The 16,920-nt window shown below is 71.1% G+C and carries 12 protein-coding genes; all 12 read left to right on the top strand.

Features of this window, described 5'->3' with window-relative positions; genetic code table 11:
* Window positions 1–6 precede the first annotated feature (6 nt).
* The 12 genes from tssF to GT347_RS25065 are packed head-to-tail and all read left to right on the top strand — an operon-like array spanning window position 7 to window position 16,900.
* Window positions 7–1,875, top strand: coding sequence for a type VI secretion system baseplate subunit TssF (tssF, locus tag GT347_RS25120; protein WP_160554790.1), 1,869 nt, complete (start codon window positions 7–9; stop codon window positions 1,873–1,875).
* Window positions 1,876–1,877: 2 nt separating this feature from the next.
* Window positions 1,878–3,032 carry a type VI secretion system baseplate subunit TssG gene (gene tssG, locus GT347_RS25115; protein ID WP_160554789.1) on the top strand — a complete coding sequence of 385 codons (1,155 nt, stop codon included), beginning with the start codon at window positions 1,878–1,880 and terminating at the stop codon, window positions 3,030–3,032.
* The gene (gene tssH, locus GT347_RS25110; RefSeq protein ID WP_160554788.1) at window positions 3,025–5,697 is read left to right on the top strand and encodes a type VI secretion system ATPase TssH; all 2,673 of its coding nucleotides are present in this window, start codon (window positions 3,025–3,027) and stop codon (window positions 5,695–5,697) included. Before tssG ends, tssH begins: the two co-directional genes overlap by 8 nt.
* An 18-nt stretch (window positions 5,698–5,715) precedes the next feature.
* Window positions 5,716–7,788, top strand: a complete 2,073-nt coding sequence (locus GT347_RS25105) for a type VI secretion system Vgr family protein (protein WP_160554787.1) — start codon at window positions 5,716–5,718, stop codon at window positions 7,786–7,788.
* 4 nt (window positions 7,789–7,792) lie between these two features.
* Window positions 7,793–8,380, top strand: coding sequence for a DUF4123 domain-containing protein (locus GT347_RS25100; protein ID WP_160554786.1), 588 nt, complete (start codon window positions 7,793–7,795; stop codon window positions 8,378–8,380).
* Window positions 8,381–8,385: 5 nt separating this feature from the next.
* Window positions 8,386–10,173, top strand: coding sequence for a hypothetical protein (locus tag GT347_RS25095; RefSeq protein WP_229722497.1), 1,788 nt, complete (start codon window positions 8,386–8,388; stop codon window positions 10,171–10,173).
* The gene (locus GT347_RS25090; RefSeq protein ID WP_160554784.1) at window positions 10,173–10,985 is read left to right on the top strand and encodes a hypothetical protein; all 813 of its coding nucleotides are present in this window, start codon (window positions 10,173–10,175) and stop codon (window positions 10,983–10,985) included. The genes GT347_RS25095 and GT347_RS25090 overlap by 1 nt, the downstream gene beginning before the upstream one ends.
* A 45-nt stretch (window positions 10,986–11,030) precedes the next feature.
* Window positions 11,031–12,959: a type VI secretion system-associated FHA domain protein TagH gene (tagH, locus tag GT347_RS27890; protein WP_160554783.1), complete on the top strand. Its 1,929-nt coding sequence runs from the start codon at window positions 11,031–11,033 to the stop codon at window positions 12,957–12,959.
* The gene (locus GT347_RS25080) at window positions 12,956–13,753 is read left to right on the top strand and encodes a PP2C family protein-serine/threonine phosphatase (protein ID WP_160554782.1); all 798 of its coding nucleotides are present in this window, start codon (window positions 12,956–12,958) and stop codon (window positions 13,751–13,753) included. Before tagH ends, GT347_RS25080 begins: the two co-directional genes overlap by 4 nt.
* Window positions 13,754–13,790: 37 nt before the next feature.
* Window positions 13,791–14,177: a DUF4280 domain-containing protein gene (locus tag GT347_RS25075; RefSeq protein WP_160554781.1), complete on the top strand. Its 387-nt coding sequence runs from the start codon at window positions 13,791–13,793 to the stop codon at window positions 14,175–14,177.
* A gap of 21 nt (window positions 14,178–14,198) precedes the next feature.
* Entirely contained in the window at window positions 14,199–15,536 is a 1,338-nt protein-coding gene (tssK, locus tag GT347_RS25070; RefSeq protein ID WP_160554780.1) for a type VI secretion system baseplate subunit TssK, read from the top strand.
* Window positions 15,533–16,900: a DotU family type VI secretion system protein gene (locus GT347_RS25065; protein WP_160554779.1), complete on the top strand. Its 1,368-nt coding sequence runs from the start codon at window positions 15,533–15,535 to the stop codon at window positions 16,898–16,900. The genes tssK and GT347_RS25065 overlap by 4 nt, the downstream gene beginning before the upstream one ends.
* Window positions 16,901–16,920: the final 20 nt, after the last annotated feature.

The raw sequence follows: 16,920 nt of genomic DNA, 5'->3' as shown, positions 1-16,920 counted from the left end.
GCCGCCATGGACGCCCGACTGCTGCGCTACTACAACCAGGAACTGCGCTACCTGCGCGAACTGGGGGGCGAGTTCGCCCGCGAATTCCCCAAGATCGCCGCCCGCCTCGGCATGGAAGGCCTGGAGGTGGCCGACCCCTATGTGGAGCGCCTGCTCGAAGGCAGCGCCTTCCTGGCCGCGCGGGTGCAACTCAAGCTCGACGCCGAATTCCCGCGCCTGTCGCACCGCCTGCTGGACATGGTCTACCCGGCCTTCCTGGCGCCCCAGCCCTCGATGCTGGTGGCGCGGGTGAACCCGGTGCCGGACGCCAACCTGCTCAAGGGCCACCTGCTGCCGCGCGACTCGGTGCTGATGGGCCCGGCCACCAGCGCCAGCCAGACCCGCTGCGAATTCCGCACCCGTCAGGACACGGTGCTGACGCCGGTGCAGACCAGCGCGGCCGACCTGCTGCTCAATATCGCCGACCTGGGTGTCTCCGGCCTGGCCCTGTCGCAGCGCCCGCGCAGCGCCCTGCGGGTGACGCTGCAGTTGCCGGCCGGCATGAGTTTCCAGCAGCTCGAACTCGACAGCCTGCGTTTCTACATGGCCGGCCAGAGCGACGTCGCCATGAAGGTGCACGAGCTGGCGCTGAGCGCCGTGGTCGGCGTGATGGCCGGCGCCCCCGGCGCCCCCGGCGTGCCCGGCGCGCGCCGCTGGCTGCCCGAGGCCGAGATCCTGCCGGTGGGCTATGCCGAGGACGAGGCCATGCTGCCCGCCACGCCCAACGCCATGGCCGGCACCCGGCTGCTGCAGGAGTACTTCGCCTTCGCCGAGCGTTTCCTCTTCATCGACGTCAAGGGCCTGCGCCGCGCCTTCGCCGCCACGCCCGGCAACCAGATGGAGCTGGTGCTGCTGCTGTCCCAGGGCGGCCAGGGCCTGGAGGGCGCGGTCACGGGCGAGAACTTCAGCCTCAACTGCGTGCCGGCGATCAACCTGTTCCCCAAACGCGCCGACCGCATCCACATCAACGAGGGCGAGCACGAATTCCATGTGGTGCCCGACCGTGTCGCGCCGCTGGACTACGAGGTCTACGACGTGCTGTCCCTCACCGGCTACGACGATGCCGGCGAGCGCCGCTTCACCCCCCTCTACGCGCCCGACCGGGGCGGCGGCCGCAGCAGCGCCCACTACACCGTGCGCCGCGAGCCGCGCCTGACCAGCGAGAGCGCCCGGCGCGACGGCCCACGCTCGGGCTACGTGGGCTCCGAGATCTTCGTCACCCTTGTAGATCCGCAGGAAGCCCCCTACGCCGACAGCCTGCGCCAGGTGGCCGTGCAGATCCGCTGCACCAACCGCGACCTGCCGGTGTTCCTGCCGGCCGGCGGCGGCCTGGGCGAATTCACCGTGGATGCCGGCGTGCCGCTGCAATCGGTGCGCATCGTGGCCGGTCCCTCGCGGCCCTTCTCGGCGCTGCGCGAAGGCGGCGTGGCCTGGCGCCTGCTCAACCTGCTGTCGCTCAACTACCTCTCGCTGCTGGACACCGAACAGGGCAGCGCCAACGCCGCCCTGCGCGACCTGCTGGGCCGGCTGCCGCAGGCGAGCGAAACCTCGGTGCGCCGCCAGATCGAGGCGCTGCAGAACGTCAGCGCCGCGCCGGTGGTGCGCCGCCATCCGGGGCGCGGGCCGATCGCCTTCGGCCGCGGCGTGCAGGTCAGGCTGCAGGTCGACGAACTCGGCCATGCCGGCGGCAGCGCCTTCCTCTTCGGCGCCGCCCTGCACCACTACCTGTCCCAGCATGTCAGCATGAACGGCTTCGTGGAGACGGTGCTGGAGTCGCTCTCGCGCGGCGAGGTGGCGCGCTGGAAACCGCGCTCCGGCAGCCGGCCGGTGATCTGAGCATGTCCGCCACCCTGCCCCCGACGTCCGCCCCGCTGCCCCCGGCCGCGCAGGCCGACCCGCGGCTGCAGGCCTTCCTCGACCGCATCGCCGCCGAGCCCGGCCGCTTCGATTTCTACCAAGCCCTGCGCCGCTTCGAGGCCCTGCATCCCGAGCTGCCGCGTCTGGGCGAGGCTGTGCGGCCGACGGAGGAGCCGCTGCGTATCGGCCAGCCGGCCGACCTGGGTTTCGCGCCCTCGCCGATCAAGGCGCTGGAGCTGCGCGGCGAGCATCCGCGCCTGCTGCAGCGCATCTTCGGCTTCGTCGGCCCCAACGGCCCGCTGCCGATCCACCTCACCGAACTCACCCGCGAGCGGGCGCTGCACCACGGCGACCAGACGCTGCAGCGTTTCCTCGACTTCCTCACCCACCGCTTCGCCCTGCTCTTCTACCGCGCCTGGGCGCAGGCCCAGCCCGCGCTGGGCCTGGACCGCGGCGACGACAGCGGCTTCGGACCGCGCCTGGGCGGCCTCTTCGGCATCGGCATCGAGGGCCTGAGCCAGCGCGACACGGTGGGCGATGCGGCCAAGCTGCATTTCACCGGCCGGCTGGCCCGCCATGTGCGCGATGCCGACGGCCTGCTCAACTGGTGCCGCAGCGAATTCGACGTGCCGGTCGATATCCAGCAATGGCGCGGCCACTGGATGACCCTGGGCCGCGACGAACGCACCCGCCTGCGCCTGCGCCACAACGGCGACATCGCCCAGAGCCTGGGCCGCGGCGCGGTGCTCGGCGGCTCGGTGTGGGACGTGCAGCACAAGTTCCGCATCGTCATCGGCCCGCTGCGCGAGTCGCGCTACCACGCCTTTCTGCCCGGCGGCAGCGACCTCGCCCGGCTGCAGGCCATGGTGCGCCAGTGGGTGGGGCTGGAGTTCGAATGGGACCTGCAGATCATCCTGGCGCGCGCCGACGTGCCGCGCCTGAGCCTCGGCCGCAGCGGCGAGCTGGGCCGCAGCACCTGGCTCGGACATTTCCGCCGCGAGCGCGATGCCGACGACCTGGTCATCGACGTCGAACGCACCCTCACCGAAGCCCGCAGGCGCCGCCGCAAGGCGGGGGCCGCACCCTCACCCACCGAGTCTTTCGCAGAATCTTCAGGAGAAGCCATCCATGAGTGAAATCAGCCGCGTTGCCCTGTTCGGCAAACTCAACCCGCTGGCCTACAAGGCCATCGAAGGCGCCACGGTGTTCTGCAAGATGCGGGGCAATCCCTATGTGGAGCTGGTGCACTGGATCGTGCAGCTGGTGCAGAACAACGAGACCGACCTCGACGCCATCCTGCGCCACTACCAGGTGGATGCCTCCATCCTGGCGCGCGACCTCACCGCCTCGCTGGACCGCCTGCCGCGCGGCTCCACCGCCATCTCGGACTTCTCCGAAACCATCGAGAACGCCATCGAACGCGCCTGGGTCTATGCCACCCTGCAGTTCGGCGAGGCGCAGGTGCGCACCGGCTACCTGGTGCTGGGCATGCTGCGCACCCAGAGCCTGCGCAACGCCCTGCTGGCCATGAGCAAGCAGTTCGAGAAGATCAAGGCCGACGACCTGGCCGAGAACTTCCAGAAGATCTGCGGCGGCACCGCCGAATCCAAACTCGGCGCGCAGGACGGCTCCGGCGTCGGCGGCCAGCCCGGCGAATCCGAGGGCGCCATCGCCCCCGCCGCCATGGGCAAGCAGGAAGCGCTCAAGAAGTTCTGCGTGGACATGACCGAGCGTGCCCGCGAAGGCAAGATGGACCCGGTCACCGGCCGCGACGAGGAGATCCGCCAGATCGTCGACATCCTGATGCGCCGCCGCCAGAACAACCCCATCCTCACCGGCGAGGCGGGTGTCGGCAAGACGGCCGTCGTCGAAGGCTTCGCCCAGCGCCTGGCGCGCGGCGACGTGCCGCCGCAGTTGAAGGAAGTCTCCCTGCTCAGCCTGGACCTGGGCCTGCTGCAGGCCGGCGCCAGCATGAAGGGCGAGTTCGAACAGCGCCTGCGCCAGGTGATCGACGAGGTGCAGGCCTCGCCCAAACCCATCATCCTGTTCATCGACGAGGTGCACACCCTGGTCGGCGCCGGTGGCGCGGCCGGCACCGGCGACGCGGCCAACCTGTTGAAGCCGGCGCTCGCCCGCGGCAACCTGCGCACCATAGGCGCCACCACCTGGGCCGAGTACAAGAAGTACATCGAGAAGGACCCGGCACTCACCCGCCGCTTCCAGGTGGTGCAGGTGCCCGAGCCCGACGAGGCCAAGGCCATCCTGATGCTGCGCGGTGTGGCCACGGTGCTGGAGAAGCACCACCGCGCCCAGTTGCTCGACGAGGCCATCGAGGCGGCCGTCAAGCTGAGCCACCGCTACATCCCCGCGCGCCAGCTGCCCGACAAGGCCGTCAGCCTGCTGGACACCGCCTGCGCCCGTGTGGCCGTCAGCCAGCACGCCACCCCGGCCGAGGTGGAAGACAGCACGCGCCGCATCGAGGCGCTGGAGATCGAGCAGGGCATCATCGCCCGCGAGCAGACCGTGGGTGTGCTGATCGGCGAGCGCGGCAAGGAAGTCGAAGCCAAGCTGGCCGTGGAGCGTGAGCGCCTGGCCGGCCTGGAAGCCCGCTGGAAGGACGAGAAAACCATCGTCGATCGCATCCTGGAGCTGCGCGCCACCCTGCGCGGCAGCGACCAGCCGGTTGACAAGGACGCCGCCGTCGCACCCGACCGCGAAGCCACGCTCGCCGAGCTGCACATCGAGCAGGAAAAACTCGCCGCCCTGCAAGGCGATTCGCCGCTGATCATGCCCTCGGTCGATGCCCAGGCCGTGGCCAGCGTGGTGGCGGACTGGACCGGCATTCCCGTAGGCCGCATGGTCAAGAACGAGCTGGAATCCATCCTCAAGCTCGGCGAAACCCTGGGCCAGCGGGTCATCGGCCAGCAGCACGGCCTGGACATGATCGCCAAGCGCATCCAGACCTCGCGCGCCCGCCTGGACAACCCCAACAAGCCCATCGGCGTGTTCATGCTCTGCGGCACCTCCGGCGTCGGCAAGACCGAGACCGCCCTGGCCCTGGCCGAGGCGCTGTACGGCGGCGAGCAGAACGTCATCACCATCAACATGAGCGAGTTCCAGGAGGCCCACACCGTCTCCACGCTCAAGGGCTCGCCCCCGGGCTACATCGGCTACGGCGAGGGCGGCATCCTGACCGAAGCCGTGCGCCGCCGCCCCTACAGCGTGGTGCTGCTCGACGAGGTGGAGAAGGCCCATCCGGACGTGCACGAACTCTTCTTCCAGGTCTTCGACAAGGGCCGCATGGAGGACGGCGAAGGCCGGATGATCGACTTCAAGAACACCATCATCCTGCTGACCTCCAACGCCGGCTCCGAGCTGGTGATGAACATGTGCAAGGACCCGGAGCTGCTGCCCGACCCGGACGCCCTGGCCGAGGCCCTGCAGACCCCGCTGATGAAGATCTTCCCGCCCGCCCTGCTCGGCCGGCTGGTGACCATTCCCTACTACCCGCTCTCGCCCGAGATGATGGGCAAGATCGTGCGCCTGCAGCTGAACCGCATCAAGAAGCGGGTCGAGGCCAACCACCGCATCCCCTTCATCTACGGCGACGACGCGGTTTCCCTCATCGTCCAGCGCTGCGACAACCCCGAGGCCGGCGGCCGCATCATCGACTCCATCCTCACCAACACCGTGCTGCCGCGCATCTCGGTCGAATACCTGGGCCGGATGTCGCGCGGCGATGAGCTCAAGGGCGTCACGCTGGGCGCGCAGGACGGCGAATTCACCTACGCCTTCGACTGATCGTTAAAGAGGCCGACCATGGCTGAAGAAGTCCGCTTCAACTGCTCGCTGAAGCCCGACGACCTGATGTTCCGCAGCCTCAGCGGCTGGGAGGAACTCGGCCGCCTGCCCGAATACGTGGTGGAGCTGCTGCGCCCCGAGAAGCTCGGCGCCCTCAAGGCGCAGGAGCTGCTGGGCAAGGGCGCCAGCGTGACGCTGATGCTCGACAACAAACAGGAGCGGCACCTGCACGGCGTGGTGGCCGAGTTCGAGCGCGGCGGCACCTCCGGCCGCAACCATGTCTACCGGGTGACGCTGCGGCCCTGGCTGTGGCAGCTCACCCTGGGCGCGGACTGCCGCATCTTCCAGGACAAGACCGCCGTGCAGATCCTGGACGCGGTCTTCGCCGAATACGACTCCTCCAAGGTGGACAAGCGCCTGACCGGCAGCTGCGCCAGCCGGCCCTACACGGTGCAGTACCGCGAGAGCGATTTCGACTTCGTCAGCCGGCTGATGGAAGAAGAAGGCATCTACTACTACTTCAAGCACGAGGAAAGCCAGCACACCCTGGTGCTGTGCAACAGCCCCTCGGGCCACGACCCCATCCCGGGCGACAAGCTGGACTGGTCGGCCAAGCAGGGCGAGAACATCGAGCGCGAGGACATCGTCACCGAGTGGTCGCGCCAGCATTCGATGCAGCCGCTCAAATACACCCACACCGATTTCGCCGCCGAGGCGCCCAGCACCGACCTCAAGGCCAGCGCCGAGCGCAGCGTGCCCTATGCCAAGCCCAACGACCTGGAGGTCTACGACTATCCCGGCGAGCACGACGACCTGGCCATGGGCACCAACACCGGCAGCAAGGTGCAGGCCGGCAAGGACAGCGCCCAGCACGAGATCAACCGCTACGAGTCGCGGCATTCGGTGGCCACCGGCCTCACGCCGTTTCGTGGCGTGGCCTGCGGCCGCACCTTCGCCTTCAAGTTCCACGACGATGCCGACGGCTACCTGATCACCGGCACCGTCACCGAGATCCGCTACGCCGGCAACGAGACCAATGTCGAGAAGCCCGGCTGCGACTACATGTGCCGCTTCAACGCCGTGCCCAAGACGGTGCACTTCCTGCCCCAGCGCTCCGTGGCCCGGCCGGTGGTCAACGGCCCGCAGACCGCCACCGTGGTCGGCCCGGCGGGCGACGAGATCCACACCGACAAGTACGGCCGCGTGAAGCTGCACTTCCACTGGGACCGCCTGGGCAAGAAGGACGAGAAGAGTTCCTGCTGGGTGCGGGTGAGTTATCCCTCCGCCGGCAAGGCCTTCGGCGGGCTCTCGCTGCCGCGCATCGGCGAGGAGGTGGTCGTCTCCTTCCTCGAAGGCGACCCGGACCGCCCGCTGGTCACCGGCCGCGTCTACAACGGCGAGAGCATGCCGCCCTACGAGCTGCCCAAGTACGCCAACATCAGCGGCTGGACCACCCGCTCCACCCCCAAGGGCGGTGCCGGCGGCAACGAGCTCTACTTCTCGGACGAGAAGGGCAAGGAGCTGGTCTACCTGCGGGCCGAATACGACATGACCTTCAAGGTCACGAACGACTACTCGACCTGGGTCATGGGCAGCACCCGCATCACCACCGACAAGGACCGCGTCGAGAGCGTCGGCAAGAGCTACTCGCTGTCGGTGGGGGAGGCTGCCGCGATCAGCGTGGCCAACGATCTCTCGGTGAACGCCGGCGGCGACATCTACGCCTCGACCGGGGGCGCGCTGGCGCTCAATGTGAGCAGCAACCTGGTCACCGCGGTCGGCGCCAGCGCCGAAGTCGCGGTCGCCAGCAGCATGGACCTCAGCGTGGGCGCCGGCCTGAAGGTGACCGCCAGCGCGGGCGCGGACCTCAAGGCCAATGTGATCGCCATCGAGTCGGCCACCACCATCACCCTCAAGGCCGGCGCGTCCTTCATCCAGCTCGGCCCGGACGGCGTCACCATCCAGGGAACGATGGTCAACATCAATCCGGGCGGCGCGGGCGGTCCGGCCAAGCCCGCGCAAACCAGCAAGCCGACCAAGCCCAAGGAGCCGACGAAGAAGACGGAGCAGAAGCATCCGTTGGGACGTTAGGCAGATGGACCAGCAAACCGCGCCCGCCACCCAGCTCGCCGCCGCCGCGCCGCTTGCCGCGCCGCAGCACAAGGCCGCGCTGTGGGCGGACGAATCGCTGCAGGTGTATGCGGTGGTCATGGGCTCGCGCATCGCCGGCCTGCCGCAGCGGCTGGCGGCGGCCGGCTCGGAAATCGCCGACTACGACTGCCTGCTGCCCGGTGCGCTGGAACCCCAGGCGCAGCAGGACGCGCCCTATCTGGTGCAGCTCAGGCCCGATTCCGCCTTCACCGACTGGCTGCTGTTCGAGGCCGCCGCCAGCCTGGCCGAATGGGGCGTGCTGGTGCGCAGCACGGCGCGCCTGATGCCGCTGCGCAACCACCTGCGCGAGCTGCTGGCGGCGGTGCTGCCGGGCGGCGAGCGCATCGCCCTCGAATGGATGGACCCGGTGGTGCTGCAGGCGGTGCTGCCGCTGTTCGGGCCGGCCGAACTCAGCGCCTTCTTCGGGCCGGTGCGGGCGCTGGTGGTGCCCGGCGTGTCGTCCTGGCGGCATGCCGAATCCCAGCTGGGCCGGCTGGCGCAGCGCGACATTCCCCTGGCGAAAGCGGCGTGAGCACCATGCTGAGACTCAATCCCGAGCAGGCCGCCGCCCTGCAGGCCATCAAGCGCGAACGCGACATCGCAGGGCTGTCGGCCGTGCTGTCCGCCGCCTTCCCCGAGGTGCCGTCGCGCCTGGCCGAGCGCTACGGCGAGCTGATCGCCATGGGTGTGCAGCGCGGCACCGCCCACGGCCTGGACCATGTGCTCTGCCTGGCCCGCTACCTGGCCTGCTGGTTCATGCTGGGCGCGGCCTTCGAAAGCAAACCCGAATTCGCCTGGGCGCAGGAGCTGCTGGCCGCGCCCGGCCGGCCGCAGGGCGGCAAGGTGTTCCAGCTGTGCCGGCGCACCCGCGAGGAACTGGCCCGGCTGTCGGCGCAGGCCGGCGCGGGCGGCGGCGGCACCAGCCCGGCCGCCTTCGACCAGGCCATCGCCCAGCTCGATGCGCAGCTGATGCCGCGCGGCTTCCTGGGCTGCCTGCTGCCGGCCGGGCCGATCGCACTCGGCGAGGCCTGCGACATCGACGCCATCGACCTGCGCCTGCTGGAGCCGCCGCCGGCCCGCCAGCCGCACCACTACCGTTTCGAGCAGGAACAGTGGCGCCGCCTGCCCACCGGCATCACCCGCCCCGCCATCACCCTGGCCGCAGGCGCCGCGGCCGCCGCGCGCGAGGCGCCACCCGCCCTGCCGCCGCGCCTCTTCCTGCTGAGCCAGCCCAGCGAGCGCGACTTCAGCCGTCTGCGCCTGCGCACCCGCGCCAGCCATTGCTGCGATCCGCAGCTGCATCCGCTGGTCACCCTCAACGGCGCGCAGGGCCTGGCCTCCTGGCGCGGCGCGCATGCGGCCGACGTGGTGCTCAACCTCTATGCCGAGACACCGCCGTCGGTGGGCGACGGCCCGCAGCCGGCCATCGCCGTGGAGAGCCTGCCGCAGCTCAGCACCCTGGAGCTGGGCAGCTGCGGCCTGCGCGAGACCGGCGTGCCCCTGGGCGACCAGAAGACGCTGCTGTCGGTCTACCCGTCCGAACAGCACTGGATGATCTGGCGCCGCGAGCCCGGCCCGCCCATGGCCTGGCCCGAGACCGCCACCCCGCCCCCATCGCCGCCCGCCCTCTACCGCATAGAACGCGACGGCCTGGCGCTGGACGCCTCCCGCTGGCAGGCGGGCCTGGCCGACCTCGACCGCCAGCTGGCCGAAGGCCTGGCCCGCCTGGCCACCGCCTGGGAGCGCGAAAGCGGCGTGCTGCGCGGCCGCATGGAGGCCCAGCCCCAAGTGCTGGCCGGCAGCGCCGGCATCACCTGGGGCTGGGCGGAAAGCGCCGCCAACGGCGCCGTGCTGGCCCAGCCGCCGGTGTTCCGGGTGGCCGGCGTGCTGGACCTCGTCGCCTGCCAGCTCGACCTGCGCCTGCAGGGCGAGCTGAACCTCTTCGGCTCGCAGAGCCGCCTGTCGCTGCACTGCGCCGGCCGCGCGCCGCTCAAAGTGGCTTTCGAACGCCTGCCCGGCACCGACCTGCCGGCGGCAATCGCCCCGGCACAGACGGCGCTGCGCCTGCCCTTCGTGCTGGAACTGGAATCCCTGGCCCAGGGCGACACCGCCGCCCTGGCCGATGCCACCGGCCCGGTGGCCGGCGCGCTGGTGGGCAGCTGCGGCCTGCGGCCCGCGCCGGCCGGCGGCCTGCAGTGGTTCTGCCAGCTGGCCATCGAGCCGGTCTCGGTGGCCCTGCGGGTGCACGACCCGCTGCTCGGCAGCCAAACCAGCCTGCGGCCCCTGCTGCCGGCCATGTCCTTGCTGGACTGGAGCCTGGGCTGATGGAACGCCTGCTTGTCATCAAACTCGACGCCGTCGGCTGCGAGGCCGAGGCCTGGATCAACGGCATCGCCGTGGCCCGGGTCGATGCCGCCCGGCCGCGCGCCATCGTGCCGGTGCACGAATACACCATCGCCGGCGCCAACCGGCTGGAGCTGGTGGTCTGGCCCCGGCCGGCCGCCGCGCCGCCCGACCAGGCCCTGCCGCCGCCGCTGGCGCTGAAGGCCGATGGCCTCCAATCCGCCCGGCTGGCCATCCTGCTGCCACGCGCCGGCAATGCGGCCGACGAATCCGCCTCGCGTTGCCTGGCCCAGCTCGACTGGGCGCCCGTCGCCGGCCTGCCCTACGAGGCGCCGGTGAGCGTCACCCAGGACGTGGCCCTGCCTGTGAGTTTCCCGCGCTGGCGCTGGCTGGACGCCCCCCTGGCCGAACCCACACCCGCCCTGGCCGCCCAGGCCCTGGCCCTGCTGCAGAACCTGGCGCGCGACCTGGCCGAAGGCAATATCGAAAGCTTCGTCGGCGCCGCCCGGCTGCGCACCGACGAACTCGCCGCCGCCTACCAGGTGCCGGTGGACGAGAGCACCGAACGCCTGCGCCGCCATCTGGCGAGCCTGGCCGACGGAGGGCCGCCAGCCTTCCTGCCGCTCGATGCCGGCAGCCTCTTCCTGCGCAAGCTGGCCGGTGGCCGCCTGCTCGAATGCCTGGACGCCAGCGGCGAAGCCGCCCTGCGCACCGCGCCCGATGCAGCCGGCACCAGCCGCTCTTTCCCCGTCCGACTGGCCGCCGTGGAGGGCAAGCTGTATGTGCTGCGCTGACCTCCACCGCCGCCCCGTTCCTCTTTTGTCCAAGGACAAGACACCGTGATCACCCTCAGCGTCATCTCCCTCAACGGCGGGCCATCGCCCAGCCCCCTGTCCGCCAGCTTCGACGAGCTGGGCGGCACCATCGGCCGGGCCGACACCAACCAGCTGGTGCTGCCCGACCCGGACCGCGCCATCTCGCGGGTCCATGCGCAGGTCGTGTTCCGCAACGGCGGCTATGCGGTGGTGGACCGCGGCAGCAACCCCATCCTGGTCAACGGCCAGGCGCTGGGCAGCGGCCGCGAGATGGCGATCAAGGCGGGGGACAAGGTGCAGATCGGCGGCTTCGTGCTCGAAGTGCGCCAGCAGGCCGCCGCCGCCGCGGGTGCGGCCAGCGACGACCCGTTCGCCGGCCTGCTGGGCCCCGCCGCCGGTGCCCGTGCGCCGGCCGCAGGCGGCAGCCCGGGCCTGTTCGATCCGCTGGCCGCGTTCGGCGGCGGATCTTCGCCGGCCCCCGCACCGGCCTTCGCGCCGCCACCCGCGCCCGCACCCTCGTCGCTCGGCGGCATTCCCGACGACTGGAACCCCTTCGCGCCCCCGCCCCCATCGGCCCGGCCGCCCGCGCAGGACTTCGCCCAGTCCCTGGGCCGTGGCGACGCCGGCCAGTTCGGCCTGGACAGCGGCGCCGCCGCGCCCGCGCCGCTGATCCCCGACCTGCATGGCAGCGGCGGCAATGCCAACAAGGACAACTCGCTCGACGCCCTCTTCGGCCTGGGCGCCAGCAGCGGCGGCGACCCGCTGGCCAACTCCCTGCTGGACGCGCCCATGGTCGCGCCCAACATGGCCGCCAGCGCCGACCCGATGAAGTCGCTCGGCGCCGTGCCCCTGGCCAGCTCGCAGACGGTGCAGGACGACCTCTCCGACCTGCACCGCCCCTTCCTGCCGCCGCCGGCCGTGGACCGCCCGGCCCCCGCGCCCGCCCAGCCCGCGGCCCGCCCGCCCGCCGCCATCCCGGTGGGCGCCGTGCTTTCCTGGGACCAGCCGGAGAGCGAAGGCCGCACCGTCATCCGCCCCATGGCCCGCCCCGCGCAGGCCGCGCCGGCACCGGCCGCCATCGAGCCGCCCGCGTCGGCCGCCAGCCTGGACCCGATGGCCGCCTTCGGCTCGGCCCCGGCCGATTTCGATCCGCTCGCCGGCTTCGGTGCCGCCGCGCCCATGGCCGCACCGGTGGCAGCGGCCATGGCCAGCTTCGCCCCCGAACCGGTCGCAGCCCCGGCACCGCCCCCCGTCGTGGCAGCGCCCCCGGCCCCTGCCGCCTGGGCACCCGCCCCGCAGCCGGCACCGGCCCCCGCCGCAGCCCCGTCTTACGCACCCTCGGCCGGCAACGCCGACACCGCCGCCCTGCTCGCCGCCTTCCGCGAAGGCCTGAACCTGCCCAACCTCAAGCTCGATGCCCTCACCCCCGAGCTGATGCGCCTGGTCGGCAGCCTGCTGCACGAATCCGCCAGCGGCACGGTGGACCTGCTGGTGGCCCGCGCCGCCCTCAAACGCGAGGTGCGCGCCGAGGCCACCATGATCGTGGCCCAGAAGAACAACCCCCTGAAGTTCTCCCCCAGCGCCGAAGTCGCCCTGCAGCACCTGCTCTCGCCGACGATGCGCGGCTTCATGGACCCGGCGCCGGCGATGCGCGACGCCTACAACGACCTGCGCGCCCACCAGTTCGGCTTCATCGCCGGCATGCGCGCGGCCCTTGCCGGCGTGCTGGACCGCTTCAAGCCGGCCGAACTCGAAGGCCGGCTCACCCAGCGCTCCGGCCTGCGCTCCCTGCTGCCGGGCAGCAAGAAGGCCGCCATGTGGGAAGTCTTCACCGAGCACTACGCCCAGATCAGCACCGAGGCCGAGGACGACTTCCACAGCCTCTTCGGCAAGGCCTTCCTCAAGGCCTACGAAGAACACATCGCCCAGCTGCAGCACAAGGACCCGCCATGACGCAAGCCTTCCCGGCCGAGGACCTCGCGCCGCCGCACGGCGCCCCGGCCATCGAGCTGGCGATCCTGTCGCGCCCCGGCGGCCGCAACTACAACGAGGACGCCTGCGGCCACTGGCATTCCGACCGCCACCTGTGCTGCGTGGTGGCCGACGGCGCCGGCGGCCATGGCGGCGGCGACGTGGCCGCGCGCATCGCCGTGCGCCATGTCATCGAGCAGTTCGCCGCCGCGCCCGTCATGGACAGCGCCGAGGTCGAACACCTGCTGCTGGACACCAACGCCACCGTCATCCGCCACCGCGCCGACGCCCCCGCCCAGGCGCAGATGCACAGCACCGTGGTCAGCCTGTTCATCGACCTGGAGCGCGCCGAGGCCCTCTGGGGCCATGCCGGCGATTCGCGCCTCTACCTGTTCCGCGAGGGCCGTGTCTTCCAGCGCACCAGCGACCACAGCGTGGTGCAGTCCATGGTGGATGCCGGCGTGCTGCAGCCCGAGCAGGCCCGCACCCATGCGCGCCGCTCCGAGCTGCTGTCGGCGCTCGGCAGCGCGCCGGAACACCTGCACCTCAGCGCCGCCCCCGCGCCCTGCCCGCTGCTGCCCGGCGACGTCTTCCTGATGTGCACCGACGGCCTCTGGGAATATGTGGACGACGCCGAGCTGTGCCGCACCCTGCAGGCCGCCGAACACCCGCAGGCCTGGCTGGCCGAGCTGGAACAGTCCGTGCTGCGCAATGCCGCGGCCATGAACAAGCCCGGCCACGACAACTTCAGCGGCATCTCCGTCTGGATCGGCTGAGCCGGTCCGCATCCGATTCCACCAGCAGGAGCCCACCATGCCCATCCAGGTCGTCACCACCGCCCAGCTGATGTGCACCTTCGGCCTGGCGCCGTCGGTCTTCAACGCGACCCCGCGCATGGTGAACTCGACCAACCTGGTGGCCGGCACCGTGATGGACAACGTCTTTCCCACCAACATCCCGCCCTTCGGCATGTGCAACAGCCTGGCCAACCCGGCGGTCGCCTCGGCCACCTCGGCGGCGCTGGGCGTGCTCACGCCCATGCCCTGCGCGGCGGTGTTCCCGGGCCCCTGGGTGCCGGGCGCCGTCACCGTCACCATCAAGTCCATTCCCGCGCTGGACAACAACTGCAAGCTCACCTGCGCCTATGGCGGCATGGTGAGCATCGCCGTTCCCGGCCAAGTCACCCACATGATTCCCTGATCGCGAGAGATCACCCCGTTTATGACCTGGCACAACAAAGTCATCTGGACGGAGGGCATGTTCCTCCAGCCCCAGCATTTCCAACAGCACGACCGTTTCCTGGCGCTGCAGGCGCATCTGCGCGCCGGCATGGCGCAGGGCTACGGCTGGGGCTTCACCACCCTGGCCCTCGACAGCGCCGCCCTCAACCTCGGCAAGATCGCCGTGGCCAGCGCCACCGGCGTGCTGCCGGACGGCCTGGTCTTCGACCTGCCCGGCCAGGACGCCGCCCCTGCCGCCTTCGACGTGGCCGCCGATGTGCGCGACGAACTGGTGGTGCTGGCCGCCGTGCTGCAGCGCCCCGGCGTGGCCGAGAGCGATGCCGAATCCGACACCGGCGCCATGCCCCCGCGCTACCGCGTGGCCGAAGTGGACGTGGGCGACACCAACGTCACCGGCGAACGGGTGGCCCCCATCCAGGTCGGCCGGGTCAACCTGCGGGTGATGCTGGCCCGCGATGCGCAGGAGGGCTATGCCACCCTGGCCCTGGCCCGCATCGTGGAGCGCCGCGCCGACAACAAGCTGGTGCTGGACGCCAACTTCATCCCCCCCACCCTGCACAGCGGCGGCAACGAAACCATCGCCTCCTACCTGCGTGAAGTGCACGGCCTGCTGCACCAGCGCGGCGAGGCCCTGGCATCGCGCCTGGCCCAGCCCGGCCGCGCGGGCGTGGGCGAGATCGCGGACTTCCTGCTGCTGCAGACCATCAACCGCGCCGAGCCCCTCTTCGCCCAGCTGCGCCAGACCTCGGTGCTGCATCCCAAGGAGCTGTACTTCCACTGCGTGGCCCTGGCCGGCGACCTGAGCACCTTCCGCGAGCGCCGCCGCCCGGTGCAGATGCCGGCCTACCAGCACGACGACCCCATCCGCTGCTTCAAGCCGCTGATGGACGACCTGCGCCAGTCGCTCTCCATGGTGATGGAACAGACCGCCATCCCGATCGAGCTGCAGGACCGCAAGTACGGCGTGCGGGTGGCCATCATCCCGGACGTGGAACTGCAGCGCAGCGCCCAGTTCGTGCTGGCCGTGGCCTCGCAATTGCCGGGCGACGCGCTGCGGGCGAGGTTCCCCACGCAGGTCAAGATCGGCACGGTGGAACGCATACGCGACCTGGTCAACCTGCAGCTGCCGGGCGTCACGCTGCGGCCGCTGCCGGTGGCGCCCAGGCAGATCCCCTACCACGCGGGCTACAACTACTTCGAGCTGGAGACCCGTGGCAGCGACAACTGGAAGCAGCTGGAGAGTTCCGGCGGGCTGGCCATGCATATCGCCGGGGATTTCCCCGGGCTTGAACTTGAATTCTGGGCGGTGCGAGCATGAGCGACGACAACAAGCAGGATCCGTTTGCGGCCTTCAATTCGGACCGCACCATCATCAAACCGAGCGCGGGTCGACCACGAGCGGACGCGCCTGCGGGCAACGCCCCGGCCGGCGGCGGTGGCGGCGGTGCAGCCGCCCCGCAAATGCCGCCCAGCCGCGACGCGCCCCTGCCGATGGACGCCCTCATGGCGACCAACCTCAACCCCCTGGTCGCCGCCGCAGCGCCCCTGCTTGCCGCAGCGCCGCGTGTGCGCACGACGGCCCGCCACCCAAATCCAGCAGGATTGAAGGAAGCCCTGGCCGAAGGCGTACGCAAGTTCGAATCGCAGGCCCGCGCGCAAGGCCTGCCCAACGAACAGGTGATAGCAGCCCGCTACATCCTCTGCACCCTGCTGGACGAATCCGCCGCCAGCACCCCCTGGGGCGGCTCCGGCGCCTGGTCGGCGCAGAGCCTCTTGGTGCAGTTCCACAACGAGACCTGGGGCGGGGAAAAAGTCTTCCAGCTGATGAGCAAGCTGGCCGAGAACGTCGAGGCCAACCGCAACCTGCTGGAGCTGCTCTACGTGGTGCTGGCCTTCGGCTTCGAAGGCCGCTACCGCGTCATCGACAACGGCCGCGCCCAGCTCGACAGCGTGCGCGAACGCCTGATGCAGCTGCTGCGCAAGGGCAAGCCCGCGCCGGACAAGGCCCTGTCCCCCCGCTGGCAAGGCGAGCCCGCCGCAGTCACCCAACTCGGCACCGGCCTGCCCATCTGGGTGCTGGCCACCCTGGCCGCCCTGGTGCTGGCCGGCATCCTGATGGTGCTGCGTTTCTCGCTGGGCGACCGGGCCGAGCCGGTGTTCGCCACGCTCGCCGGCCTGGAGGCCAAGGCCGCGGTGGTGAGTGCCGCATCCCCGCCGCCGCCACCGCCGCCCGCGCCCTCGCCGCGCTTGGCCACCTTCCTGCAGCCCGAAGTGGCCGCCGGCCTGGTGCAGGTGCAGGACTTCGCCGACCGCTCGGTCGTCACCATCAAGGGCGACGGCTTCTTCGAGCCCGGCAGCGCCGTCATCGCGCCCGCCGTGCGCACCCTGCTGCCGCGCATCGCCCAGGCGCTGAGCGACACCCCCGGCCAGGTGCTGATCACCGGCCATACCGACAACCAGCCGATCCGCACCCTGCGCTACCCCTCCAACTGGCACCTCTCGCAGGACCGGGCCGATGCGGTGAAAACCGAGCTGGCCAAGACGGTCAAGCCCGAGCGCCTGCGCGCCGAGGGCCGGGCCGACAGCGAATCGGTATCGGACAACGGCAGCCCCGCGGGCCGCGCCAAGAACCGCCGGGTGGAAGTCACCCTGTTCGTGCAGCAAGCCGATGCCGCGCGCTGAAGCCGCCGCATCCGTTCACC

Source organism: Xylophilus rhododendri, from assembly GCF_009906855.1.
GTDB lineage: Bacteria > Pseudomonadota > Gammaproteobacteria > Burkholderiales > Burkholderiaceae_C > Xylophilus > Xylophilus rhododendri.
This window is presented reverse-complemented; position numbering and strand designations above follow the sequence as displayed.